Below are 23,370 nucleotides of genomic sequence, written 5' to 3'. Positions count from 1 at the left end.
CGCATTCAGCCGCCAACCGACGTTTCGTGCAAAGCCTGCCAGCGCAGCGCGCCGTCGGCGTCTGCGCGCAACAGCGCCAGCGCCTCGCGCCGCGTGCGGCCCTGCGCGTCGGCCTGGTCTTCCCGGTAGCGCACACCGCAGACATTGCCCGCCACCGCCAGGAAGGCGACGTCGTCCACCGCGATGCGCAGACCGGGGCGACCACCGTGCATGGCGGCGAAGAACCGGGCAAGGGCCGGCTTGTCCAGGCGCACGCCACCAATGCCGACCATGCTGAAGTCGTCGGTGAAGCGGGCCAGCAGGGTGTCCAGCGCGTCGACCGGCAGACGGGCGTTGAACCAGTCCTCGATCAGCACGTGCAGCGCGCGCACCTCGTCGAAGGCGGCCAGGGCAGAGATAGGGGGACTATTCATGGTGAGCTCGCTGATGCGGAAAGGGACGCCGCCGGCAGCCGCCAGAGGGGCAGCAGCGGCAGCAGGGTCATGCTGCTGGCCAGCAGCAGCGTCAGGGTGAAGGCGCGCTCGGGCAGCACGGCAGACAGCGCGCCGAGCACGCAGGCCAGCAGTGCGGCGGCCAGACAGAAACTCAGTTGGCGGTTGAGGTTCCACAACGCGCTGCCCGGCAGCAGGTCCGTATCCGCCAAGCCCTGGAACGCGAGCGTCTGCGCGCTGCTGCTGCACAGGCTGCCGCCGAGGCCCATCAGCGCGAAGGCCACCACGGGCAGCACCGGATGACCGCTCTGCACGCCGGTCAGCAGCGCGATGCCGACCGCCTGGCAGCCCATGCCCGCGCTCAGCAGCGGCCGCGCCCCGATGCGTGTCAGCCCGTGCCGGGCAGTGGCGATCGCGCAGGCCGAGGCGATGGCCCAGGGCAGCATGAAACCGCCGATGGCCGCAGGACCGTAGCCCTGTCGGTGCAGCAGCAGCGTGGCCACCAGCTGGACGCCGATGAAAGTACCCGGCACCAGCAGATAGACCAGCATCGCCACGCGCAGCCCGGCATGGCGCAGCAGCGACCAGTGGAGCACCGGATGCGTGGTGCGGCGCGCACTGCGGGCGTAGCCGGACAGCACCAGCGCAGCGCCGACCAGCAGCGCGGCGCCGGACATCTGCTGCGCCGGTTCGGCCAGCAGGCTCAGTGCGAGCAGCAACAGGCTCAGACCCACGCCGCCCAGCAGCAGCCCGCGCCGGTCCAACGCGGGTGCGGACGCCGGCACCGAAGGGTGGAGCCAGCACGCTGCCAGCACCAGCGCCACCACGGCCAGCGGTACGCTGATCAGCAGCACGCCCCGCCACGAGCCCCACTCCACCAGCAGCCCGCCCAGGGTGGGCGACAGCGCGGGCACCAGCAGCGCCACCGCCATGATGCGGGTGGTCAGGCGCGCGCGATCGGCCGGAGGACATTCGCGGTAGGCCGCCGCCTGCCCCACCGGAATCAACAACCCGCCGCCCAACCCCTGCAGCAGCCGCCAGGCGATCAGCCACGCAATGCTGGGGGCGGTCCCGGCCAGCAGCGCACCCACGGTGAACAGCGCCAGCGACAGGCACAGCACCCGGCGCTCGCCGACGCGCGCGGCCAGCCAGTGGCCAAGCGGAATGACCAGCGTCAGGCCAAGCATGTAGGCGTTGCCGATCCATGCCAGTTGCGACACCGAGGCATGCAGCTCTGCGGCGATGGCCGGATAGGCGACGGTGCCGATGAACATGTTGACCAGGTCCAGCGAGAATCCCAGCAGGTACAGCAGCTCCACCCTGGCTCGATACACCATCACGCACTCCCGGAAACGAGGCGGCAGCATGCGCGTTCAAGCGTGCTGGATAAACAGAACCTTCGATGCAAAACTGTCAAACCGTTTTTGACAGCCAGAGAGCGCGATGGTCAGCCTGGACCGCTTCGATACCTTCAAGGCCGTGGTCGATGCCGGCAGCCTGACTGCAGCGGCCCAACGGCTGGGCCAGAGCAAGGCAGTGGTGAGCTTCAACCTGAAACGGCTGGAGCAGGAGCTGGGCGTGACCCTGCTGGTGCGCAACACGCGCAGCCTGGCACTGACCGAAGCGGGCGAGCGCTTCCACCAGCATTGCACTGCGATGCTCGCCAGCGCCGAGCTGGCCATCGAGGAAGCCCGCAGCGAACAGCAGCACCTGCGTGGCACGCTGCGCCTGACCACCACGCCCGAATATGCGATCGCCAGGGTGGTGCCGCTGCTGGAGCGCTTCCGTGCCCTGCACCCGCAGCTGCGCCTGCACCTGTCGACCTCGCCGGCGCATGCCGACCTGATTCCGGAACGGTTCGACCTGGCGATCCGGTTGGGGCGCATGGCCGATTCCCGGCTGCGCGCCACCCTGCTCGACGAGCATGCGTTGTGCGCGGTGGCCGCGCCGTCGGTGCTGTCCCCGCTGCCGGACGAGGCCGCGCGCGATGATCCGGACTGGGTGCGGACGCTGCCGCGGTTGGGCTATCCGCGCCTGGCGGACCTGCCGTTGATCGCCCCCGATGGCAGCGATCAGATCTTTGCCTGCAACCCAGCCGATGCGGTGGTCACGGTGGACAACGCGTCCACACTGCGCGCCTTCGCGCTGGCTGGGGCCGGGGCGACGGTGCTGCCGAGGTGGTTGATCGACGAGGATCTTGCCTGCGGTCGGCTGCTGCCGATCCTGCGCAGGCACCGCTTCCCGCGCCAGGGCGTCTATGCGGTGTTTCCGGACACGGCCCAGCCCTCGCGGCGGGTGCAGCTGCTGCTGGCGCACCTGCGCCAGCACCTGCCGGAGTGAGCGGCAGGCACGACGCAGCGTCGTGCCTGCCGGTGGTCCTCAACGTACGACGGTTGCGTCCAGCACGACATCCACGTGCTGCACCGGATCGGTGGCCGAACGCGCCACCTGCACCTGGTAACGGCCGGCGGCGATCTTCCACTGCTTGTCGGCGGTATCGAAGCTGGCCAGGGTCTTCGGCTCGGCCTCGATGCGGATGCGGCGGCGCTCGCCCGGCTGCAGCATCACCTTCTGGAAGCCGATCAGGCGGATCGGGGTGACGCTGCCTTCGGGCAGGGTGAGATACAGCTGCGCCACGTCCGCGCCGGCCACCTTGCCGGTGTTGCGCACGTCCACGGTGGCCACCAGCCGCTGGCCTTCCACGGTCACTGCCAGGTTGTCGTAGCCGAACTGCGTGTAGGACAGGCCGTGGCCGAACGCGAACTGCGGCACCAGACCCTTGGCGGCGAACCACTTGTAGCCCACGTTGGCGCCTTCGATGTCGTAGTCGATGGTGTCGTCGGGCTTCTGCTTGGGCGTGAAGCCCAGTCCGTTCACGTGCGGACGCGGCAACTGGCTGGCATCCACCGGCCAGGTCACCGGCAGGCGGCCGGACGGATTGACCTTGCCGGTCAGCAGCGCGGCGATGCCTTCACCGCCACGGATGCCCGGGTACCAGGCCTGCAGAACGGACGGCACCTGCTGCAGCCACGGCAGCTCGACCGGACCATTGGTTTCCAGCACCACCACGGTCTTCGGGTTGGCCTTGGCCACGCCGGCAATCAGCGCGTCCTGGTTGTCAGGCAACTGCATGTGCGGCAGATCGACCGACTCGGCCGACCACTGCGTGGCAAAGACGATGGCGACGTCGGCAGCGGCGGCAGCGCGCGCGGCAGCGGCCACGTCACGCCCATCGACATAGCTGATCTGCGCATCCGGACGCTCTGCACGCAGGGCCTCCAGCGGTGAGGACGGGTGGAAGATCACCGGACCCGGCCAAGTGGTCGGCAGCACGCCTGGCACGGCGTTGGTGCCGCGTGCGGTCCAGCCCACCATCGACGAACCGCCGCCACCGATCACACCCTTGTCGGCATGGCCACCAATGATCACGATGCGCTGCACGTCCTTGCCCAGCGGCAGCAGGTCGCCGGCGTTGCGCAGCAGCACGCTGCCCTCTTCCACGGTGCGCTGCGCGGCCAGGAAGCCGGCCTCGTCGTCGATCGGCTGGTGCTGCGGCGGCAGGTCGAAGTTGCCGTGCGCGAACATGGTGCGCAGGATGCGGGCGACCATGTCGTCCAGGCGTGCCTGCGGCACAACGCCACCGGCCACGGCCAGGCGCAGCGGTTCATCGAAATACACCGCCTTGTCGAACACCTCGCCGGCCGACTGCTGGTCCAGACCGGCCAGGGCCGCCTTGGAACCGCTGTGCACGCCGCCCCAGTCGGACATCACGAAACCGGGGAACTTCCACTCCTGCTTGAGCACCTGGTTCATCAGGTAGTCGTGCTCGCAGCCATAGATGCCGTTGATGCGGTTGTAGGAGCACATCACCGAACCGGGCTTGCCCGTTTCCAGTGCGATCTCGAAGGCCAGCAGGTCCGACTCGCGCATCGCCTGCTCGCCGATCTCGGCGCTGTGGAAATTGCGCGAGGTTTCCATGTCGTTGAGCGCGAAGTGCTTCATTGTGGAGATGACATGCTGGCTCTGCACGCCACGGATCGACTCGCCGACCAGGCGGCCGGCCAGCAGCGGATCTTCACCGGCGTACTCGAAGTTGCGGCCGTTGCGCGGATCGCGCTGCAGGTTGACGCTGCCGGCCAGCAGGATGTTGAAGCGCTGCTGCCAGGCTTCGCGGCCCATCGTGGCGCCGCCGGCAAAGGCGATCTGCGGGTTCCAGCTCGAGGCGGTGGACGGACCGGACGGCATGGCCGTGGCATGGTCGCCCTTGCGCAGGCCGCCCGGGTTGGTCACGCCGACGCCGGCATCGGCCGACTGCTGCGCCGGAATGCCCAGACGCGGAACGCCGGGCACGAAGCCGGCCGAGCCGACCGCGCCTTCCGGCAGCGGGCCACCATCCTTGCCCAGCCCGAAGTAGCTGTGCAGCATCTGGAATTTCTCATCGACGGTCATCTGCGCGACGAGCAGCGCCGCGCGAGCGTCGGCGCTCAGGCCGGTGTCCATCCACGGCTGTTCCCCGCCCACCGGGGCGGCGTAGCCGAGGGTCAGCAGCGTGCCGGCAACGCCCTGCTTGCCGGTATCGGTACGCAGCTTCACCGACGTGCTGGTGGCCGATTCGAAGCCCTGGCTGAAGTACGAACCGGTGGCGGCCGAGTCGAAGCCGGCGGCAGTGGCGCCTTCGGCATCGACCGCGCCCAGCAGCACAGCCGGCGCGCCCAGGCGCGTGGCCTCCACCAGATTTTTGACCGGGGCTGCACCGCTCGCCGCACCCACGCTGCGGGTGTAGAGCGCGACCACATGGGCACCATCGTTCAGGCGCAGGTAGTTCAGGTCGCCGGACGCGCTGTCCAGTTCGGCTTCCACGGGCAGGCGCGAGATCACGATGCTGCCGCGGCGTTCTGCCGCGTCGGCCGCACCGGTCACGAAGCGGTACGAGTAACCCAGCCGGTCAGCCAGGACCTGAAGCGGGTCGGCGGCGGGGCCGGCATCGGCCGCGCGCACCACATTGCCGATGGTCAGGGCGTCCACCTGCAGGGCCTGCAGCTGGTCGGCCAGTACCGTGGCGTCGATGCGCTCGGGCGCCTGTTCCAGGCTCAACACGGTGAAGGCATCGCCAGTGGCGACAGCCTTGGGCAGCGCGGCCAAGGCCGGGGCGGACAGCGAGAGTGCGATGGCGGCCGTCAGGGCCAGGGGCTTTGAAATCGTTTTCATGAGCGGGCGAAACACCTTTGCTTGCGCAATAAATCCAGGGAGTCTTGCCGCAGAAGGGTGCAGCGCCGTACGGGCGGGCCGCGGGCCGCAAGGGCCCGGACCGGGGTGATGCAGGTCAGTGTCGGCTACGCCCGGGCCCCTCCGCCCGACGTGACAGCCGCACTGCCGGAAGCCGCAGCGAAACCGATGCTCCCAGGCGAAGAGTGGGCGAGCCTGTTCATCGCTGTCAACACCGCATTCACATCCGGGGCGGATCGCGTCAGCCCACAGGCTTGATCACCACGGTCTGCGCACTGCCGACCACCCGCCCCTGCAGGTCGCGCGGAAGCAGCGGTGCCAACGGTTCCCCGCCCTCACGGGTGTGCAGGACCGAGCGCGCTTCGCCATCGGCGAAGCAGAACCCTTCGCCCCACTGGCGCAGCGCCACCACCAGCGGAAACAGGGCCTGGCCCTGGTCGGTCAGCGCGTAGTGGAGGTAGCGACCGCCATCGGGAGACGGCTGCTGGACCAGGATGCCGGCATCGGCCAGCGCCTGCAGGCGCTGGCTCAGCATGCTGCGCGACATCCCCAGGCTGCGCTGGAAATCGCTGAAGCGCTGCACGCCATCGAAGGCGTCGCGCACGATCAGCAGCGACCAGCGGTCGCCCACCACGTCCAGCGCACGGGCCACCGGGCAGGTCGGATTGGGAGTGTGCATGGCGGCGCTCCGATTTGATGGTTTCATTTTAGAACCATAAGACCCAGAATCAACTGGTTCTATTTTGAGACCAAAAGATGTCCGCTTCTGCAACCTGTCCCCGTACCGCCTCGCCGCTGATCCTGCTGTTCGCGTGCGCTGCCGGCCTGAGCGTCGCCAATGTCTATTACGCGCAGCCGCTGCTGGACGCGCTCGCCGCCGACCTGGGCATCGGCACCGCCCGGATCGGCGCGGTGATCGCCGCCACCCAGCTGGGGTCCGTGGCCGCATTGCTGTGGCTGGTGCCGCTGGGCGACCGCCTCCGCCGTCATCGGCTGCTGGCCGTCCAGAACGTTGCGCTGGTGATGGCCCTGCTCGGTGTGGCGGTGGCCGGCAGCGCGACGACGCTGCTGCTGGGCATGCTTGCGGTGGGCCTGCTCGGTACGGCCATGACCCAGGGTCTGATCGCCTACGCCGCGGCTGCCGCTTCGCCACACGAACGGGGCCGCGTGGTGGGTGCGGCGCAGGCCGGCGTGGTGATCGGGCTGCTGCTGGCGCGCGTGGTGGCCGGTGCGGTGGCTGACATCGGCGGCTGGCGCGCCGTGTATGGGCTGTCGGCCGGGTTGATGGTGATCACCGGCGTGCTGGTGTGGCTGCGCCTGCCGCGGCTGGCCGTGCCCGCAGCGGTGCCGCGTGTGTCGCTGCCCGCGCTGCTGCGCACGCAGCCGGTCCTGCGCAGGCGCGGCATGCTGGGACTGCTGATGTTCATCGCATTCGGACTGTTCTGGAGCACCGTGGCGCTGCCCTTGAGCGCACCGCCACATGCGCTGGGCCATACCGCCATCGGCGCCTTCGCACTGGTCGGCCTGGTCGGCGCGCTGGCTGCGGCACGCAGCGGCCACTGGAGCGACCAGGGCCACGCCGGGCGCGTGTCGGGCGCGGCGTTGCTGCTGTTGCTGGTCAGCTGGATACCGCTGGCCGCGCTGCCCGTGCACCTGGGCTGGCTGGTGCTTGGCGTGCTGCTGCTGGATCTGGCGGTGCAGGCGCTGCATGTGACCAACCAGAGCCTGATCCTGGCGGCCGCCCCGCAGGCCCAGGCACAGGCGATCGCAGCCTACATGCTGTTCTATGCGGCCGGCAGCGGCATCGGCGCCGTGGCCGGCAGCGCGTTGTATGCCGCGCACGGCTGGAGCGCGGTCTGCGGTGCCGGCGCCGTGGTATCGGGGGGGGCGCTGATGCTGTGGGCGCGCGCCCGGCGCAGTCCATAAGCGCTTCGCGCTACGCTGTACAACGATGAGAACGAGAGCTGTCGTGGATTCCTTCACCCTGATGCGCGCCTTCCGGCGGATCGTCGAACGCGGTGGCCTGGCGCGCGCCGCCGAGGATCTGGGCATGTCGGCGGCCGGTCTGAGCAAGCAGCTGCGCACGCTGGAAAGCCACCTGGGCGTGGTGCTGCTGCAGCGCACGACCCGCCGCATGAGCCTGACCGACACCGGCCATGCCTACTACGCCGAATGCTGTCGCCTGCTCGATGCGCTGGACGCACTGGAGCGCGGCATCGCCGAACAGCATGGCCAGGTCGGCGGCCGCCTGCGGGTCAATGCCCCGCTCTCGTTCGCGGTGAGCACGCTGTCGCCGCTGCTGCCGCGTTTCCTTGCCCTGCATCCGCAACTGGCGCTGGACCTGGTGATGGAAGACCGGGTGGTCGATGCCGTCGGTGAAGGCTTCGACGTGTCGCTGCGGCTGCGCGCGGACCTGGACGACTCCCGCCTGGTCGCGCGCCGGCTGGCCTCGCTGCAGCAGGTGCTGTGCGCGGCACCGGCCTACCTGCGGCACCACCCGGCGCCCACCACCGTCGAACAGTTGCGCGAGCATGCACTGCTGGCCTACAGCCTGTCCGACTCGCCCGGCAGCTGGCCGTTGCAGGGGCCCGATGGGCGCATCAGCGTCCCTCTGCCAACCCGCGTCAGCGCCAACAACAGCCTGCTGCTGCGCGAGCTGCTGGTGGCCGGTATGGGCATCGGCGCACTGCCCTCGTTCCTGGCGGCGCCCTTGCTCGCCAACGGCCAGCTCCAGCAGGTGCTGCCCGACCACCGGTATCCGCCGCGCGTGGTCCACGCGATCTATCCCACCCAGCGCCACCTGCAACCCAAGGTGCGCGCCTTCATCGATTTCCTGCTTGAGGCACTCCCTCAGGCCGAGGGGCTGGATTACTGACACCCGGCGAAAACTGAGCTGCCTGGCCACGGCTGTTTCGCCTGCCGTGCGCTGCCTAACCTGCGTTCTCCCCCGCTGAACCAGGTTCTGCCATGTCTTCTTCCCTTCCCCCCGCCACCGCATCGCGGCCGGTGGTCGAGTTCTTCCACGACGTGGTCTGCGGCTGGTGCTTCGTGCTCGCGCCACGGTTGGCCCGGGTCGCGGCCGAACTGGACATCCAGGTACGGCACCGCAGCTTCGTCCTGCAGGACTCGCGCACGGAGATGATCCGGGTGTTCGGTTCGATGGCCGATGCCAAACGGATCATCCTGACCCATTGGGAGGAGTGCGCCGCGCAGGAGGACATCCCGCGCATCGACGTGGACGGCATGCGCGCGACCTCGTTCGACTACCCCTCCGGCTGGCAGGGTGCGCTGGCCTGCCAGGCCGCCGCGCTGCTGGGCGGCAACACCGCACACGGCACGATGTTCGATGCCATCCAGTGGGCGCACCTGCACCAGCACCGCAACATCGGCGATGTCGAGGTGCTGCTGGACATCGCCGAAGCGCTGGGCCATGCACGCGGCCGTTTCGCCGGGTACATGCGCGGCCCCGTCGCCCATGAACGCGTGCAGTCCGACCGTGCCCGGGCACGCGATCTCGGCATCCGCTCCATTCCCACCGTGATCGGCGCCGACGCGCTGCGCCTGCAGACCCTGCCATTGCCGCAGCTGCGCCAGGCGTTGGCCGCGCTGGTCCACGCCTGAGTTTTTCCGCCCCACTGCAAGGAGTTTTCCCATGTCGCTTCACCCTCTCGCCGCCGCACTGGGCCTGCTGCTCGGCGCGCTCGCGCTGCCCGCTGGCGCCCACCCGTCGGTGCCGACCGAACGCGTGCCATCCGGTCAACAGGTCGGCATCAGCCCCTGGGGGCCCACCGATGAGATCGGCCGGCTCAACCTGATCACCGACGCCTCGCGTGCGGCGATCCTGTCGCGCGTCACGGGCGGCAAGGTCTATGACCTGGCGACCGACTACTACGTCGGTATGCCCAGCTGGCAGGACGCCGGCGACCCGCACTACCAGTTCTGGATGACCCACACCCCGCAGGGCACGGTCATCGACGATCCGATGGGGGTGGGCGAAACGATGAACAGCACGCGCAGCTACACCGGCACGGCGTTCTCGATGTACAGCCACACCGGTACGCATATCGATGCGCTCAACCACTTCGGCATCCACGGCCGTATCTGGAACGGCTTCGAGGCCAGCCGGCATCTCGGGGACCGCGGCTGGAAAGTGACCGGCGTAGAGAAATTCCCTCCGCTGGTGGCGCGGGGCGTGCTGATCGACGTCGCCGGTGCCAAGGGCGTGGCGATGCTGCCGGACAACTACCGGGTCACCCGCCAGGATCTCCAGCAGGCCCTGCGCCGGCAGAAGATCGACCTGCGCCAGGGCGACATCGTGCTGATCCGCACCGGGCGCATGCAGCTGTTCGACCAGCCCCGGGCCTATATGGCCAACCCGCCGGGCATGAGCCTGGATGCAGCCCGCTTCCTGGTGGAGGACGGCGGGGCGATGGTGGTGGGCGCCGACAACCTCAGCTTCGAGACCTTCCCCTCCGAAGTGGCCGATGACTACGTGCCGTTGCACACCTATCTGCTGGCCCAGCAGGGCGCCCCGATCATCGAGCTGGTCGCGCTGGATGCGCTGGCCCGCGACCGGGTCTACGAGTTCGCCTTCATCGGCGGGCCGCTGAAGATCCGGGGCGGTGACGCCGCGCCGCTGCGCCCCGTCGCGCTGCCGGTGCGCCCGGACGAAATTCATTAGCAATTTGACTCATTGGCGGTAGGATTGTCGGTATCAGCCCTTGACACCGTCCTTCCCGATACTCGCCGCCATGCCCCTGTTCCGTGCCCGCCCGCGCCTGTTCCAGCCCTCCCGGGAGGCCCGCTGATGGGCGCGGCCCGGGCCCTGGAAGACCTGCTGGCCAGCCGCCAGGTCTGGCGCGGGCAGCCGCGCACGGCGCCGGTCGAGGCCCCCCACCCCACCGGCCATCCGGCGCTGGACGCCCGCCTGCCGGGCGGCGGCTGGCCCCCCTCGGCCCTGTCCGAGATCCTGCTGTCCAGCCCGGGCCAGGGCGAGCTGGGGCTGGTCTGGCCGACCCTCGCGCGGCTGAGCCAGCAGCAGGCGGTGGTGCTGGTCGCCCCGCCGTGGCAACCGCATGCCCCGGCCTGGGCCGGCGCCGGGCTGGCGCTGGACCAGGTCCATATCGTCCGGGCCACTCCGCGCGAGGCGCTGTGGGCAGCCGAACAATGCCTGCGCTCGGCCGCCTGTGCGGCCGTGCTGTGCTGGCCACAGGGCGATGACCGTGCCCTGCGCCGGCTGCAGGTGGCCGCCGAAACCGGCCAGTGCCTGGGCTTCGCCTTCCGTGATGCCCGCCAGGCCCGCAATCCGTCCCCGGCCGCCCTGCGCCTGCAGGTCGACGATGGCCAGGTGCAGGTCCTCAAGTGCCGTGGCGGACGGGCACCGGCCCACCCGCTGCCGCTGTCGCTGGCGCATTGAGCCGCCGCCATGCAGTGGGCCTGCCTGTTGCTGCCGCAGTTGGCGCTGGATACCGCGTTGCGCCAGCAGCCCGATCCGTCGCTCGCGCTGGTGCTGGTCAGCGGGCCGGCACAGCGGCGCATGCTGCATGCGGTCAGCCCACGCGCGCGGCAGCTCGGGCTGCGCCGCGGCATGCTGCTGTCGGCCGCGCAGGTACTGACCGGCGAGCTGGTCTGCGTCGAGTACGATCCGCGCGCCGAACAGGCCACCCGTCAACTGCTGGCCAGTTGGCTGTACGGCATCAGCTCGCAGGTGAGTCTGGATTTTCCGCATGCGCTGGCCCTGGAGGTCGGTGCCAGCCGCGCGCTGTTCGGCGATTGGCCGGCGATTGAGCAGCGCCTGCACGAAGGCCTGCAGGAACTCGGTTTCCGCCATCGTCTGGTGGCCGCGCCCAATCCCTACGCCGCCTGCGTGCTCACCCACCTGCACCCGCGCCTGGGCGTGGACGACAGCCACCTGCTGGCCGCCCTGGACCCGGTGCCGATCGAACGCAGCGGCCTGCCCGCCGATGCCGTCACGGTATTGACCCGCTCGGGCCTGCGTACGCTCGGGGCCGCCTTCGCGGTGCCGCGTGACAGCCTGGCGCGGCGTTTCGCACCGCAGGTGCTGGCCCATCTGGATGCCCTGCGCGGCCTGCAGTCTCCGCTGCTGCGCTACTTCCAGCCCCCCGACCGGTTCGATGCGCGGATCGAGTTTGAGTACGAGATCGACTCCACCCAGGCCCTGCTGTTCCCGCTGCGTCGCCTGACCGCCGACCTGGCCGCCTTCCTGTGCTCGCGCGATGGCGGCGTGCAGCAGTTCGACCTGTGGTTCGAGCACGACGGCCAGCCCGACACCCGCCTGTCGATCGGTCTGCTGGCACCGGAGCGCGACCCGGCGATGCTGTTCGAGCTGGCGCGCAACCGGGTGGATCACCTGGCACTGCCCGCCGGCAGCCGCGGCCTGCGCCTGCAGGCCGAGCGCCTGCCACCGTTCGTACCGGCCGCCCGTGACCTGTTCGACCCGCGCCCGCAGCAGGCCATGCCGTGGGAGCAGGTGCGCGAACGCCTGCGTGCACGGCTGGGCGACGACGCCGTGCAGGGCTTGGGGCTACGCGCCGACCACCGCCCGGAACGCGCCAGCGGCGATGCCGACGCCACCGGCAAGGCATCGCCGCCGGTGGCGTTGCCCCTGCGCCCCGGCTGGCTGCTGCCGCAACCGCAGCCGCTGCATGATCCCCATCTGCGCGTGCTCTCCGGGCCGGAGCGGATCGAGTCGGGCTGGTGGGACGCGGGCGATGTGCGCCGCGACTATTACGTGGTGGAAACCGCGCAGGGCCAACGCGGCTGGGCCTACACCGCGCCCGACGCCAGCGCCGGCCCATTCATGCTGCACGGCTGGTTCGCATGAACCTGCCTCTGCCCGACTATGCCGAGCTGCATTGCCTGTCGGCCTTCAGTTTCCAGCGTGGTGCCTCCACCGCCGAGGAACTGTTCGCGCGCGCCCGGGACCAGGGCTACCGGGCCCTGGCAATCACCGACGAATGCTCGCTGGCCGGCATCGTGCGCGCCTGGCAGGCCGCGCGCCGCCACGGTGTGGCGTTGATCACCGGCGCCGAGTTTCAATTGGAGGATGGCCCGCGCCTGGTGCTGCTGTGCACCGACCTGGCCAGCTATGCCGCGCTGTGCCAACTGATCACCACCTGCCGCCGGCGCGCGACCAAGGGCACCTATCGCTGCCTGCGCGACGACATCCAGGGGCTGTCCGCCAACCTGCTGTGCCTGTGGGTCGACCGCAGCCCCGATCCGGCCGATGCCGGCTGGCTGCAGGCCTGCTTCCCGCAGCGGCTGTGGCTGGCAGTGGAACTGCACCGCGAGGCCGACGATGAAGCGCGCCTGCGCGTGCTGCAGCAGTTCGGCCAGACCCACCGGATTCCGCTGGTGGCCAGCGGCGATGCGCACATGCATGTGCGCCGCCGCCGCGCCCTGCAGGACACCCTCACTGCCATCCGCCACCATTGCACACTGGCCGACGCCGGCTGGCGCCTGTTCCCCAATGGCGAACGCCACCTGCGCAGCCGCCAGGCGCTGGCCCTGCTGTACCCCACCGCGCTGCTGGAGGAAACCCTGCGCATCGCCGCCCGCTGCCACTTCGACCTGTCGCAGCTGCGCTATACCTATCCGCGCGAACTGGTGCCGGCCGGGCACGATCCGGGGAGCTGGCTGCGCGCGCTGGTCGAGGACGGCATGCAATGGCGCTGGGGCGAGCGCACCACACCGGCCCAGCGGGCACAGATCGAACACGAACTGGACCTGATCGCAACCAAGCAGTACGCGTCCTACTTCCTCACCGTGCACGACATCGTGCGCTTCGCGCGCAGCCAGGAGATCCTGTGCCAGGGCCGGGGGTCGGCCGCCAATTCCTCGGTGTGCTACGTGCTGGGCATCACCGAGATCGATCCCAGCCACATGGAGCTGCTGTTCGAACGCTTCATTTCCGCCGAACGCGACGAACCGCCGGACATCGACATCGATTTCGAACACGAGCGCCGCGAGGAAGTGCTGCAGTACGTGTTCAACCGCTACGGCCGCGAGCGCGCCGCGCTGACCGCCGTGGCAATCAGCTACCGCGGGCGCAGCGCCGTGCGCGATGTGGCCCGCGCGCTCGGCCTGCCACCGGACCAGGTCAACGAGCTGGCCGCCTGCCTGGACCGCTGGAGCAGCCACGAACCGCTGCCCGACGCGCTGCGCGAACGCGGTTTCGACCCGGACACGCCGCTGATGCGGCGGGTGGTGGCGCTGACCGCCGAACTGGTCGATTTCCCCCGCCATCTGTCCCAGCATCCCGGCGGCTTTGTGATCTCCGAACATCCGCTGTCCACGCTCGTGCCGGTGGAGAACGCGGCCATGCCCGGGCGCACCGTGATCCAGTGGGACAAGGACGATCTGGATGCCACCGGGCTGATGAAAGTGGACTGTCTGGCACTGGGCATGCTCACCGCCGTGCGCAAATGCCTGGCACTGCTGCAGGCGCATGGCGAACCGCCGATGAGCATGGCCACCATCCCGCCCGACGACGTCGCCACCTACGACATGATCTGCCGCGCCGACACCCTGGGCGTGTTCCAGATCGAATCGCGCGCACAGATGGCGATGCTGCCACGGATGCAACCGCGCTGTTTCTACGACCTGGTGATCGAAGTGGCAATCGTTCGCCCCGGTCCGATCCAGGGCGACATGGTGCATCCGTATCTGAACCGGCGGAAGCAGCTCAAGGAAAGCGGCGTCGAAGAAATCGACTACCCGCCGGCGCTGCACAAGGTATTCAAACGCACCCTGGGCGTGCCGCTGTTCCAGGAGCAGGTGATGCAGCTGGCCGTCGCCGCAGGCGGTTTCAGTCCCGGCGAGGCCGATGCGCTGCGCCGCTCGATGGCGGCCTGGAAACGCCACGGCGGGTTGGAACCGCATCGGGACAAGCTGCTCGCCGGCATGATCGGCAACGGCTACAGCCGCGACTACGGCGAGCGCCTGTTCGAAAAGATCAAGGGCTTCGGCAGCTACGGCTTCCCGGAAAGCCATGCCGCCAGCTTTGCGCTGATCACCTATGTCAGCTGCTGGCTCAAATGCCACCACCCGGCCGCGTTCGCCGCCAGCCTGGTCAACAGCCAGCCGCTGGGGTTCTATACGCCCGACCAGATCCTGCAGGACGCGCGCCGCCACGGCGTACCGGTACTGCCCGTGGATGCCTGCCACAGCGCATGGGACTGCACGCTGGTGCCGCCGGCCGTGGCCGGTGCCGGGTTCGGCATCCGCCTGGGCCTGCGCATGATCGACGGCTTCAGCGAAGCGGTCGCCACCGCACTGGTGCAGGCACGCCAACGCGGGCCGTTCGAGAGCGTCGCCGACCTCAGCCAGCGCGCCCGCCTCGATCGGCGCCACCAGGGCCTGCTGGCCGATGCCGGCGCGCTCAAGGCACTCAGTGGCCATCGCCATCGCGCGCGCTGGGAGGTCTCCGGCGTTGAGAAACCGCTGCCGCTGTTCGCGCAGGCGCGCGCCACCGCCGAAGCCGAGGTGGCGCTGCCCGCTCCCACCGCGTTCGACGACATGCAGGCCGACTACAACAGCACCGGCACCACACTGGGCCGCCACATGGTGTCCTTCGTCCGCCCGCAGCTGCAGCAGCAGCGCTGCCTGCGCTCGGATGAACTGGCCGCGCTGCCACACGGCCGCAACGTGCGCTTTGCCGGGCTGGTGCGCATGCGGCAGCGTCCGCAGACAGCCAGCGGGGTCACCTTCCTGACGCTCGAAGACGAATGCGGCATGGTCAATGCCGTGGTCTGGCGGCGCATCGCCGACCGCCAGCACCGCGTGCTGGTGGAAGCGCGCCTGATGCAGATCGATGGCCGGCTCGAACGCGTGGACGGCGTGCAGCACCTGATCGTGCGGCAGATGCAGGACATCGGCGGCCTCATCGACGGTGTGCGCACGCACAGTCGCGACTTCCACTGACGCCTCCATGCGGCATGCTGTGATGTATCGCGATGCATTCGTTCATAACGTGACGTGCATCGCTTCGATGCGGCATTTTCCGACTGGTCGCCGCGCGAAGCTTTCGGTATCGTCGGCGCTTTCCAAGGACTCGGAGAAACCATGTCGCGCGCGCTCACCCTCACCACCCTGGTGGTTGCCAGCCTCGCGCTGGTCGTGTCCAGCTGGACCGCGTTGGCGCTGCACCAGAGCCAGGCGCGCGATCGCGTGATCACCGCGCGCGGGTTGATCATCGAAGATGGCTCCGGCCAGGCCCGCGTGATCCTTGGCGCACCGGTGCCCGATCCGCTCAGCAAAGGTGTCTCGCAGGGACCGCGCGCCTCGCCGCTGTCCGGCCTGATCCTGATCGGCGCGGACGGTTCCGAGCGCGGCGGCTACGGCACGGCCGATGTCGGCGACGAAGCCATCCTGACTCTGGACGACGCCACCGGCACCACCGAAGTGTTCAAGGTCACCGCCAATCCCGACCGTGGTGCCACGCTGGTGATCAAACACCAGAACAGCACCGGCGCGATGCTGACCTCATGGCAGGGCAAACCCGAACTGATCTTCGTGGGCGACAACGGCCAATCGCACTACGTGCGGCCGAGCACTCCCAGCGCGCCCTGAGCCTGCAACGCCTGCTGCAGGTCCACCGCCAGACGCCGCGCATCGGCCGCGCTCAGGCTGGCCGTGGTGATGCGCACGCCATGCACACCCGGCTGCACCGCGAATACCTCGCCGGCGCGCAACTGCCAGCCGCGCTGGGCCATCGCCAGTACCAGCGGCTGGCTGTCCTGTGCCAACGGCAACCACAGATTCAGGCCATCCATCACCGCCGGTGTCGCGATGCCGCGCTCGCGCAGCGCGGCCTGTACCCTCTGGCACCGCTGGGCGTAATCGCGCCCGGCCTTGGCCACGCGGGCCAGCACCCGGGCCGAGCCCAGCGCCGCCGCCGCCGCGTCCTGCAGCAGATGGCTCACCCAACCGGTCCCCGGTGCCAACCGCAGGCGCAGCCGGGCCGCGGTATCGGCATCGCACCCCAGCAGCGCCAGCCGCAGGTCCGGCCCCAGTGACTTGGACAGCGAGCGCACCAGCGCCCAGCGCTGTGTGCCCGGCGGCAGCACCGAGTGATATGGCTGCTGCGACAGGCCGGCGAAATGATCGTCGATCAGTACCAGCACCTGCGGATACCGCTCCAGCACCTGGCGCAGCGCGCGGGCGCGACGCGCGCTGATGCAGGCGCCGGTAGGATTGTGCGCACGCGGGGTCAGCAGCACCGCGCGGGCGCCCGCCTCCAGCGCGGCGGCCAGCGACACCGGCTGCATGCCTTCCTCATCGATCGACACCGCAACCGTGGCGTGCCCGGCCGCCCGCAGCGTATTGAGGCTGCCGAGGAAGCACGGATTCTCCACCGCCACGCGGTCGCCGGGCAGCAGCCAGCCGGCCAGCACGCGCTCGATGGCGTCCACCGCGCCGTGGCTGAGCTCCAGCGCATAGCCGGCCGGGCAATCCGGGTCCAGCTGCGCCCGTGCCAGCAGCGCCAAGGTGGGGTCGAGCGTCGGTGTGCCGTACAACCGCGGCGCACGCGCAGGCAGCAGCGCGCGCAGATCCGGCAGCCACTGCGGATCGGGATTGCCGCTGGACAGGTCGAACAGTGTCGTCCCCGCCGCACTGCCTTCCTGTGCCGACGCTACAGGACGTGCGGCCACCACGGTGCCACGGCGACCCTGGGTCACGGCCAGTCCCGCGGCATCCAGCCGCTTGTAGGCGGCCGCCACCGTGTTGCGGTTGATCGCCAGCTGCGCGGCCAGTTCACGCACCGGCGGCAGGCTGCTGCCTGGCGGCAATGCCCCGCTGAGGATCTGCTGGCGGATGCTCTCGAAGACCGCAGCGGCGGTCTGGCCCGTGATTTTCATTTTGTCCTATGCCAATATACGGTTCGTCCCGTGACAGTGTTGCACACCGGAGTCCCCCATGCCCCTTGCCCCACCCGACTGGCCGCAGGCCACCACCGTCGACGAGATCGCGCACAACCTCGACGTGGTCCGTCAACGCATCGCCCGCGCCTGCGCCCGCGCCGGGCGCGACCCGGCGGGCGTCCGGCTCCTGCCGGTGAGCAAAACCGTCGATGAAGCCCGCCTGCGCCTGGCGTGGCAGGCCGGCTGCCATGAGCTGGGCGAGAACAAGGTGCAGGAGGCGCAGCGCAAAGCCGCTGCGATGGCCGACCTCGCCGGTCTGCGCTGGTCGGTGATCGGCCATCTGCAGACCAACAAGGCGCGCGACGTGGCACGCTTCGCCAGCGAGTTCCAGGCGCTGGACAGCCTGCGCGTTGCCCAGGCGCTGGACCAGCGTCTGGCGCTGGAACAGCGCACGCTGGACGTGTTCGTGCAGGTCAATACGTCCGGTGAGGCCAGCAAGTACGGGCTGGACCCGATCGCGGTCGCCGATTTCGTGCAGCAGTTGCCCGCCTTCCCGCACCTGCGCGTGCGCGGGTTGATGACTCTGGCCGTGTTCTCCCCCGACCCCGCACAGGTGCGCCCCTGCTTCGTGCGCCTGCGCGAACTGCGCGATCGCCTGTCGCCGCAGCTCCCGGCCGGGGTGAGCCTGGATGCCCTGTCGATGGGCATGTCCGGCGATGTCGAGATCGCCATCGAGGAAGGTGCCACGGTGGTCCGCGTCGGCCAGGCCATCTTCGGCGCGCGCAGCACTCCGGACAGCCTTTACTGGCCCGCCCCCGCAGCAGCAGGGCCTGCGCCATGACGGCGGCGCCACAGCGCCGCGCCGTCGCCATCCGGCACGTCGCGTTCGAAGACTGCGGCACGCTGGGCACCGTACTGGCCGGACGGGGCTGGGAGCTGCAGACCCTGCAGGCCGGCATCGATCCGCTGGACGCCGCTGACACCGCCGATCTGCTGATCGTGCTGGGCGGACCCATCAGTGCCAACGACACCGATACCTACCCGTTCCTGCGCCTGCAGCTGGCACTGCTGGAGCGCCGCCTGCGGCAGCAGCGGCCGACCCTCGGCATCTGCCTGGGTGCGCAGCTGATCGCGCGCGCGCTCGGTGGGCGGGTCGCGCCGATGGGCGCCCGGGAAATCGGCTTCGCCCCGCTTTCACTCACCGATGCCGGCATGGCCTCGCCCCTGCGTGCATTGGCCGGCATTCCGGTGCTGCACTGGCATGGCGAGACGTTCACGTTGCCACCCGGCGCACAGCGTCTGGCAGCCACAGCGGCATGTGCGCAGCAGGCGTTCGCCCTCGGCACGCACGTGCTTGGCCTGCAATGCCATCCGGAACTGGATGCGCGCCGCACCGAGGCCTGGTTGATCGGCCATGCCCACGAGCTGCACGCTGCCGGCATCGATCCGCGCGTGCTCCGCGATCAGGCGGCACGCTACGGCGCACCGCTCGCTGCCGCCGCACGCGACCTGTTCACCACGTGGCTGGAGGCATGCGCATGAGTGGCTACCGGCTGATCATCCATTGCCACGGTGTGCGCTGGGGCCAGTTCGACAGCGACGGCCCGGGCGCGCGCGACCACCTGGTGGCGCTGGCCGGTCGCCTGCCCGCGCAGGATGGCTTTCACCTGCAGTGGCAGCAGGCCGTGGGCGAACAACGGGTGCTGCACAGTGGTCCGGACGGACTGAAGGTCCTGAGCAGCGCGCCGGTGTACCGGGACATGACGGCCCCCTGAGCTCCATCGCCGGTCGCGGGGCACGCAGCCGCGCACCGTCGCGCGCACCCAGCGCGTCCGCAGCCGGCGCGCTAGGGCGCCGGTGCGGTCGCCGGCAACACGCGCGGCTGCTGCTCGTACCATTCACGGGCGCCGGCCAGGTGCCACTTGCGCTGCTGGCCATCCAACTCGATTCCTGCCCCGAGCACGCCCCACCGCAGGTACAGGTTGCCGCGCCGCTGCGCGCGGGCCAGGTCCAGCCGCGCGCGCAGCGACAGCCGTTCGTTCTCGGCCTGCAGGTCATCCACCCACAACTCGCCGCTGCGCCAGCGCAGTTGGCCACTGGCCTGGACCTCGCCGGAATCGAGCAGGCCCAGTACCCAGCGCGGATACGCACTGCATTCGGCGAACACCCCCAGCAGCGGCCCCGCATCACGCAGCCGCAGATCGGCCTGTGCGGTGACCTCGAACGGTGCGGCCGCATCGATGTGGCCCTGGCGCAATGCCACGGTGCCCCACCAGTTGGCCGGTGCGCTGGCATCACCGACGCGGATGTTGCGCAGATCCACCGTGGTGCCGGCCAGGTCGAACTGCCGGGCGTCGAAGTCGGCCCGACGTACCCGTGCCTTCAACTGCGCGTCGCCACGCATCGCCAGGCCGGCCACCTGCAACTGCGCACCTCGACCGCGCAGGTCGGCGCGACCGGTACCCACCCGGCCGGCCGAATCCAGTTCGACATCGCCGCTGAGCAGGCCGGTGCCACCGAGCAGACGCACATTGTCGCCCTCCAGGTAGCGGTTGTAGGCGGTCAAGTCCGGCACCCGCGCATCGTTGAAGCGCAGGTGCGCACGCATGCCGTCACGCAACTGCTGCAGCCGCGCATCGCCACGCAGCGTCAACGCCATGTCGCGACCGTCGAACAGCAGCGCCTTCGGCGTGGCCGCCGGTGCCGCGCGGAACCGGGGAATCTCAACGTCCAACTGCGCCTGCGCGGGTGCACCTGCGACGATGCGGCCGTGCGCGTTGGCGTCGCCCTGCAGACGGACCCCGGCCACTTCGGCCACCGCGGCCACCTGCGGAATATCCAGCGTACTGCCCGGCGCGAGCTGACCTTCGGCAATCTTCAGGTCGCCTTCCAGCAGCCCTCCCCCGTCCAGATGGAACCACGGCTTGCGCACGAACAGGTCGGCGATCCAGTTCAGGGACTGGAACTGCCAGGCGCCACTGACCTGCCCGGACAGCCGCGGCAGCAGGTCCGCCGGCGCCTGGAACGGAATGCGCCGCCCGGTCACGCGCAGATCGGCGTGCAGTTCACTGCCGGTCTCCGGGTCACGCGGCAGCCGCGCCTGCACGCGCATGTCCTGCGCCACATCCAGCTGCAGCGACAGCAGACCGCGATCGGTGGCATGCACGCCGGCATGCACCGGCACCCGCCAGACCACCCGGCTGCCCGGCTGCAGCACGCCACGATCCATCGTCACGTCGGCGTTGAGCCGGGCATTGGAGGGCATGCTGCCGACCTTGATGTGCGCACCGGCCGTATCCAGGCGCAGCCCCTGGCTGCGCGCATCGATCCTGAGCTGCGCCCAGGTAATGTCGAACTTGCGCAGCCCCGGTGCCTCGTCGCGGTAATGACGCGGGTAACGGAACCGCGCCTCCAGGTGCGCGTCGTCCAGCACCTTGACGCCATCGAAGGTCACTGCGGCCCGGTCGAATGCCGCGGTGGAATCGAACAGTTCCGACGGACCGCCGCGCAGCTGCTTGAGGAAACCGACCGTGCCACTGCCCTGGCCGGTGACCAGCAGCTTGCCGAAGCGCCCGCTGCGGATGCTGTCGCTGTGGATCGCGTCGAAGCGCAGGGTCCAGCCGCGATCACTGCGTGGCGGCGGCGGAATCGCCGCGTCAACACGTTCCACCTCCGATTCCACGCCGCTGGCGTCGATCCGCGGGATGCGCACTTCGCGGCGGAACAGCGCCGGCAGCGCGATCCAGGCGCTGGCCCGGTCGGCGCGGAAGATGTACACGGTGCGGTTGGCCTGGCCGCGCATGCGCACGTTCCAGACGATGGCGTGTCCCGGCACCAGGGTCAGCGCCGCGCCGGTCTGCATGGCGAACTTCTCCGGCTTGCGGTTGGTGACCGCGTCGAACAAGGGCGTGTTGAGGAAGACATTGCCGGCCACCAGATACAGGGCATACGCCACCAGCAGCGACAACAGCGCCACGCGCCACGGACGGGGCCAGCGGCGTACGCGCTCGGGAATCAATGGCATGGGCAACGGCAACCGGCAGCAGGAACAGCCCCTACTATCGGCACCGGGCCTGCGGCGGCACGTGAAGGTGCGCTGTGGCTGCCCAACATCATGGCTGCCCGGCATGGGGCCACGGGCGACCTGGTGCGCCTGTTTCCCGAGTGACGGATCGACCCGATGCCGATGCATGCCGCCTCCCCCGAGCGGGCACGTGAGCGCCAGACTGCGCGCCTTCATTGAATGCGTCGCCGGACGGATGGGACACTGGGCGCCGGTCGATCGCCCGGGTGCATCCTGACCGCGCCCGCCACGACCCACCTCGACAGGAACCCTCCATGCATCCCCGCCTCCGCATCGCACTGCTCGCCCTGTTGGGCACCGTACCGGCCCTTGCACAGGCACAGCACGCCGAACCTGCGCAGGACCTGCCGCTGACAGCGCTGCTCGGCTGCCATTTCGGCTACGCGCAGCAGCACCATCGAAGCACCGCCAGCGCCACCGAGATCGCGCTGGCGGCGGCCTCGCACTGCGACGCCGCACTGCAGGCGGCCGGTCTGGATACCTACCGGCGCGCGCTGGAAGCAGGCCTCCCGGTTGACGATGCGGAGGCCTCCCGCCAGGCGATGATCGAGGAAATGCGCGCGATGCTGCCCGGCTTCACCATCGACAAGGTCATCCAGGCCCGCGCCGCGGCCGGCGATCCCTGAGCGTGCTCAGCGTGGCAGTGGGCGATGACCGGCGTATCGTCCCAGCGTGTCCCGCTCGTCGCTACGCAACGTCAGCACCTCTACCCCGTCGGCGGTCACCAGCACAGTGTGTTCGGCCTGGGCCGACAACCGGCCGTCGCGCGTGGTCACCGTCCAGCCGTCCTCGCTGATGTCGATGCCCGCCCGGCCCTGGTTGATCATCGGTTCGATGGTAAAGGCCATGCCTTCCTCCAGCGCCCGGCCGTCGCCACGGCGGCCGTAGTGCAGCACCTGCGGCTCTTCATGCATCTCGCGCCCGATGCCGTGGCCGCAGAACTCGCGCACCACGCTGTAGCCGTGCGCCTTGGCGTGCTGTTGGATGGCAAAACCGATATCGCCCAGCGTCGCGCCCGGCCGTACCACGCCGATGCCTTTCCACATCGCCTCGCGGGTCACCCGCACAAGCCGACGAGCCGCGTAGTCCACCTCGCCGATCAGATAGGTCTTGCTGGAATCGGCGATGTACCCACCTTTCTCCAGGGTGATGTCCAGGTTGACGATACTGCCGGCACGCAGCACGTCCGCAGCCGATGGCACGCCGTGGCAGACCACGTTGTCGATCGAGCTGTTGAGCACATACGCGAAGCCGTACTGGCCCTTGCTGGCCGGGCGCGCGTGCAGCCGGTCAACAATGAAGTGTTCCACCCAGTCGTTGACCTGCAGCGTGCTCATGCCTTCCAGCGGCAACCGGTCCAGCGCCTCGAACACCGATGCCAGCAGCCGACCCGCTTCGCGCATCCGCTGCTGTTCGTCGGGGGTCTTGATCATGCCGGCACCGCCGGCAGCAGGCCGGGATCGACCCCGGCGGCGCGCAGCTCGCGGCTGACGATCTCCTGATAGCTCAGGCCGGGGTTCATCTCGCACAGCATGCCGATACGGATCCAGAACCCGGCCTGGGCGTTGATCGAGCGGCCGGACACGCCGCTGGCGCGGCGCAGGTTGTCGTGCAGCGCGTCGTCGATGTTGACGATGCCCATACAGGCGCTCCAATACGAATAGGATATACAACATATATGTTCCATATATGCCGTGCAATACCGCAGCCGATGCGGTCGCCACCGCCACCGGTCCGTGCGAGGATG

General features: G+C 69.7%; 21 protein-coding genes. 13 read left to right on the top strand and 8 right to left on the bottom strand.

Going from position 1 to position 23,370, the window contains the following annotated elements:
- Positions 1–5: 5 nt before the first annotated feature.
- The gene (locus ACPEH8_RS16630; protein WP_166473089.1) at positions 6–413 is read right to left on the bottom strand and encodes a DUF4440 domain-containing protein; all 408 of its coding nucleotides are present in this window, start codon (positions 411–413) and stop codon (positions 6–8) included.
- Positions 410–1,798, bottom strand: a complete 1,389-nt coding sequence (locus ACPEH8_RS16625) for an MFS transporter (RefSeq protein WP_423667534.1) — start codon at positions 1,796–1,798, stop codon at positions 410–412. The genes ACPEH8_RS16630 and ACPEH8_RS16625 overlap by 4 nt, the downstream gene beginning before the upstream one ends.
- A 76-nt stretch (positions 1,799–1,874) precedes the next feature.
- Here ACPEH8_RS16625 and ACPEH8_RS16620 point away from each other — a divergent pair, with 76 nt between their 5' ends.
- The gene (locus ACPEH8_RS16620) at positions 1,875–2,771 is read left to right on the top strand and encodes a LysR family transcriptional regulator (RefSeq protein ID WP_017354911.1); all 897 of its coding nucleotides are present in this window, start codon (positions 1,875–1,877) and stop codon (positions 2,769–2,771) included.
- Between the two features lie 39 nt (positions 2,772–2,810).
- Here ACPEH8_RS16620 and ACPEH8_RS16615 read toward each other — a convergent pair whose 3' ends face one another.
- Together ACPEH8_RS16615 and ACPEH8_RS16610 are read right to left on the bottom strand one after the other, a co-directional pair.
- Positions 2,811–5,639 carry a beta-glucosidase gene (locus tag ACPEH8_RS16615; RefSeq protein ID WP_153165254.1) on the bottom strand — a complete coding sequence of 943 codons (2,829 nt, stop codon included), beginning with the start codon at positions 5,637–5,639 and terminating at the stop codon, positions 2,811–2,813.
- A 259-nt stretch (positions 5,640–5,898) separates the two neighbouring features.
- Positions 5,899–6,336 carry a winged helix-turn-helix transcriptional regulator gene (locus ACPEH8_RS16610; RefSeq protein ID WP_313243129.1) on the bottom strand — a complete coding sequence of 146 codons (438 nt, stop codon included), beginning with the start codon at positions 6,334–6,336 and terminating at the stop codon, positions 5,899–5,901.
- A 77-nt stretch (positions 6,337–6,413) separates the two neighbouring features.
- Here ACPEH8_RS16610 and ACPEH8_RS16605 point away from each other — a divergent pair, with 77 nt between their 5' ends.
- The 8 genes from ACPEH8_RS16605 to ACPEH8_RS16570 all read left to right on the top strand — a co-directional run bounded on the left by ACPEH8_RS16605 (position 6,414) and on the right by ACPEH8_RS16570 (position 16,247).
- On the top strand, positions 6,414–7,583 hold the full coding sequence (locus tag ACPEH8_RS16605) for an MFS transporter (protein WP_153165256.1): 1,170 nt from the start codon (positions 6,414–6,416) through the stop codon (positions 7,581–7,583).
- 43 nt (positions 7,584–7,626) lie between these two features.
- A complete protein-coding gene (locus tag ACPEH8_RS16600) occupies positions 7,627–8,532 on the top strand; it encodes a LysR family transcriptional regulator (RefSeq protein WP_136006931.1) in 906 nt (301 codons plus the stop codon).
- 92 nt (positions 8,533–8,624) lie between these two features.
- Positions 8,625–9,278 (top strand): DsbA family oxidoreductase, encoded by a 654-nt coding sequence (locus tag ACPEH8_RS16595; RefSeq protein WP_136006934.1) that lies wholly within the window; start codon positions 8,625–8,627, stop codon positions 9,276–9,278.
- Positions 9,279–9,309: 31 nt separating this feature from the next.
- Positions 9,310–10,338 (top strand): cyclase family protein, encoded by a 1,029-nt coding sequence (locus ACPEH8_RS16590; RefSeq protein WP_017356861.1) that lies wholly within the window; start codon positions 9,310–9,312, stop codon positions 10,336–10,338.
- Positions 10,339–10,464: 126 nt separating this feature from the next.
- Positions 10,465–11,073, top strand: a complete 609-nt coding sequence (gene imuA, locus ACPEH8_RS16585) for a translesion DNA synthesis-associated protein ImuA (protein ID WP_153165258.1) — start codon at positions 10,465–10,467, stop codon at positions 11,071–11,073.
- 9 nt (positions 11,074–11,082) lie between these two features.
- The gene (locus ACPEH8_RS16580; protein ID WP_136006939.1) at positions 11,083–12,501 is read left to right on the top strand and encodes a Y-family DNA polymerase; all 1,419 of its coding nucleotides are present in this window, start codon (positions 11,083–11,085) and stop codon (positions 12,499–12,501) included.
- A complete protein-coding gene (locus ACPEH8_RS16575; protein ID WP_423667531.1) occupies positions 12,498–15,599 on the top strand; it encodes an error-prone DNA polymerase in 3,102 nt (1,033 codons plus the stop codon). The genes ACPEH8_RS16580 and ACPEH8_RS16575 overlap by 4 nt, the downstream gene beginning before the upstream one ends.
- A 141-nt stretch (positions 15,600–15,740) precedes the next feature.
- The gene (locus ACPEH8_RS16570; protein WP_136006943.1) at positions 15,741–16,247 is read left to right on the top strand and encodes a hypothetical protein; all 507 of its coding nucleotides are present in this window, start codon (positions 15,741–15,743) and stop codon (positions 16,245–16,247) included.
- Here ACPEH8_RS16570 and ptsJ read toward each other — a convergent pair.
- A complete protein-coding gene (gene ptsJ / locus ACPEH8_RS16565; RefSeq protein WP_153165261.1) occupies positions 16,214–17,536 on the bottom strand; it encodes a transcriptional regulator PtsJ in 1,323 nt (440 codons plus the stop codon). The two genes, ACPEH8_RS16570 and ptsJ, sit on opposite strands and share 34 nt — an antisense overlap.
- Before the next feature lie 58 nt (positions 17,537–17,594).
- Between ptsJ and ACPEH8_RS16560 the strand changes: the two genes are divergently transcribed.
- The 3 genes from ACPEH8_RS16560 to ACPEH8_RS16550 are packed head-to-tail and all read left to right on the top strand — an operon-like array spanning position 17,595 to position 19,314.
- On the top strand, positions 17,595–18,380 hold the full coding sequence (locus tag ACPEH8_RS16560; protein ID WP_136006947.1) for a YggS family pyridoxal phosphate-dependent enzyme: 786 nt from the start codon (positions 17,595–17,597) through the stop codon (positions 18,378–18,380).
- The gene (locus tag ACPEH8_RS16555; RefSeq protein WP_287255339.1) at positions 18,377–19,081 is read left to right on the top strand and encodes a glutamine amidotransferase; all 705 of its coding nucleotides are present in this window, start codon (positions 18,377–18,379) and stop codon (positions 19,079–19,081) included. Before ACPEH8_RS16560 ends, ACPEH8_RS16555 begins: the two co-directional genes overlap by 4 nt.
- Complete coding sequence (locus ACPEH8_RS16550; protein WP_026070944.1) at positions 19,078–19,314, top strand: hypothetical protein; 237 nt, start codon at positions 19,078–19,080, stop codon at positions 19,312–19,314. The genes ACPEH8_RS16555 and ACPEH8_RS16550 overlap by 4 nt, the downstream gene beginning before the upstream one ends.
- A gap of 71 nt (positions 19,315–19,385) precedes the next feature.
- Here the strand turns inward: ACPEH8_RS16550 and ACPEH8_RS16545 are convergent, their stop codons facing one another.
- Entirely contained in the window at positions 19,386–21,563 is a 2,178-nt protein-coding gene (locus ACPEH8_RS16545; RefSeq protein ID WP_423667528.1) for a hypothetical protein, read from the bottom strand.
- A 314-nt stretch (positions 21,564–21,877) separates the two neighbouring features.
- Here ACPEH8_RS16545 and ACPEH8_RS16540 point away from each other — a divergent pair, with 314 nt between their 5' ends.
- A complete protein-coding gene (locus tag ACPEH8_RS16540) occupies positions 21,878–22,249 on the top strand; it encodes a hypothetical protein (RefSeq protein ID WP_017357151.1) in 372 nt (123 codons plus the stop codon).
- Between the two features lie 6 nt (positions 22,250–22,255).
- Here ACPEH8_RS16540 and map read toward each other — a convergent pair whose 3' ends face one another.
- Both map and ACPEH8_RS16530 read right to left on the bottom strand, forming a co-directional pair.
- Positions 22,256–23,056: a type I methionyl aminopeptidase gene (gene map / locus ACPEH8_RS16535; RefSeq protein WP_423667525.1), complete on the bottom strand. Its 801-nt coding sequence runs from the start codon at positions 23,054–23,056 to the stop codon at positions 22,256–22,258.
- The gene (locus ACPEH8_RS16530; protein WP_017357149.1) at positions 23,053–23,265 is read right to left on the bottom strand and encodes a ParD-like family protein; all 213 of its coding nucleotides are present in this window, start codon (positions 23,263–23,265) and stop codon (positions 23,053–23,055) included. Before ACPEH8_RS16530 ends, map begins: the two co-directional genes overlap by 4 nt.
- Positions 23,266–23,370: the final 105 nt, after the last annotated feature.

The organism is Stenotrophomonas sp. NPDC077461 (assembly GCF_049545475.1).
In the GTDB taxonomy this organism is placed as follows: domain Bacteria; phylum Pseudomonadota; class Gammaproteobacteria; order Xanthomonadales; family Xanthomonadaceae; genus Stenotrophomonas; species Stenotrophomonas nematodicola.
The sequence above is the reverse complement of the archived record's forward strand: the minus strand, read 5'-3'. Positions and strand labels throughout refer to the sequence as shown.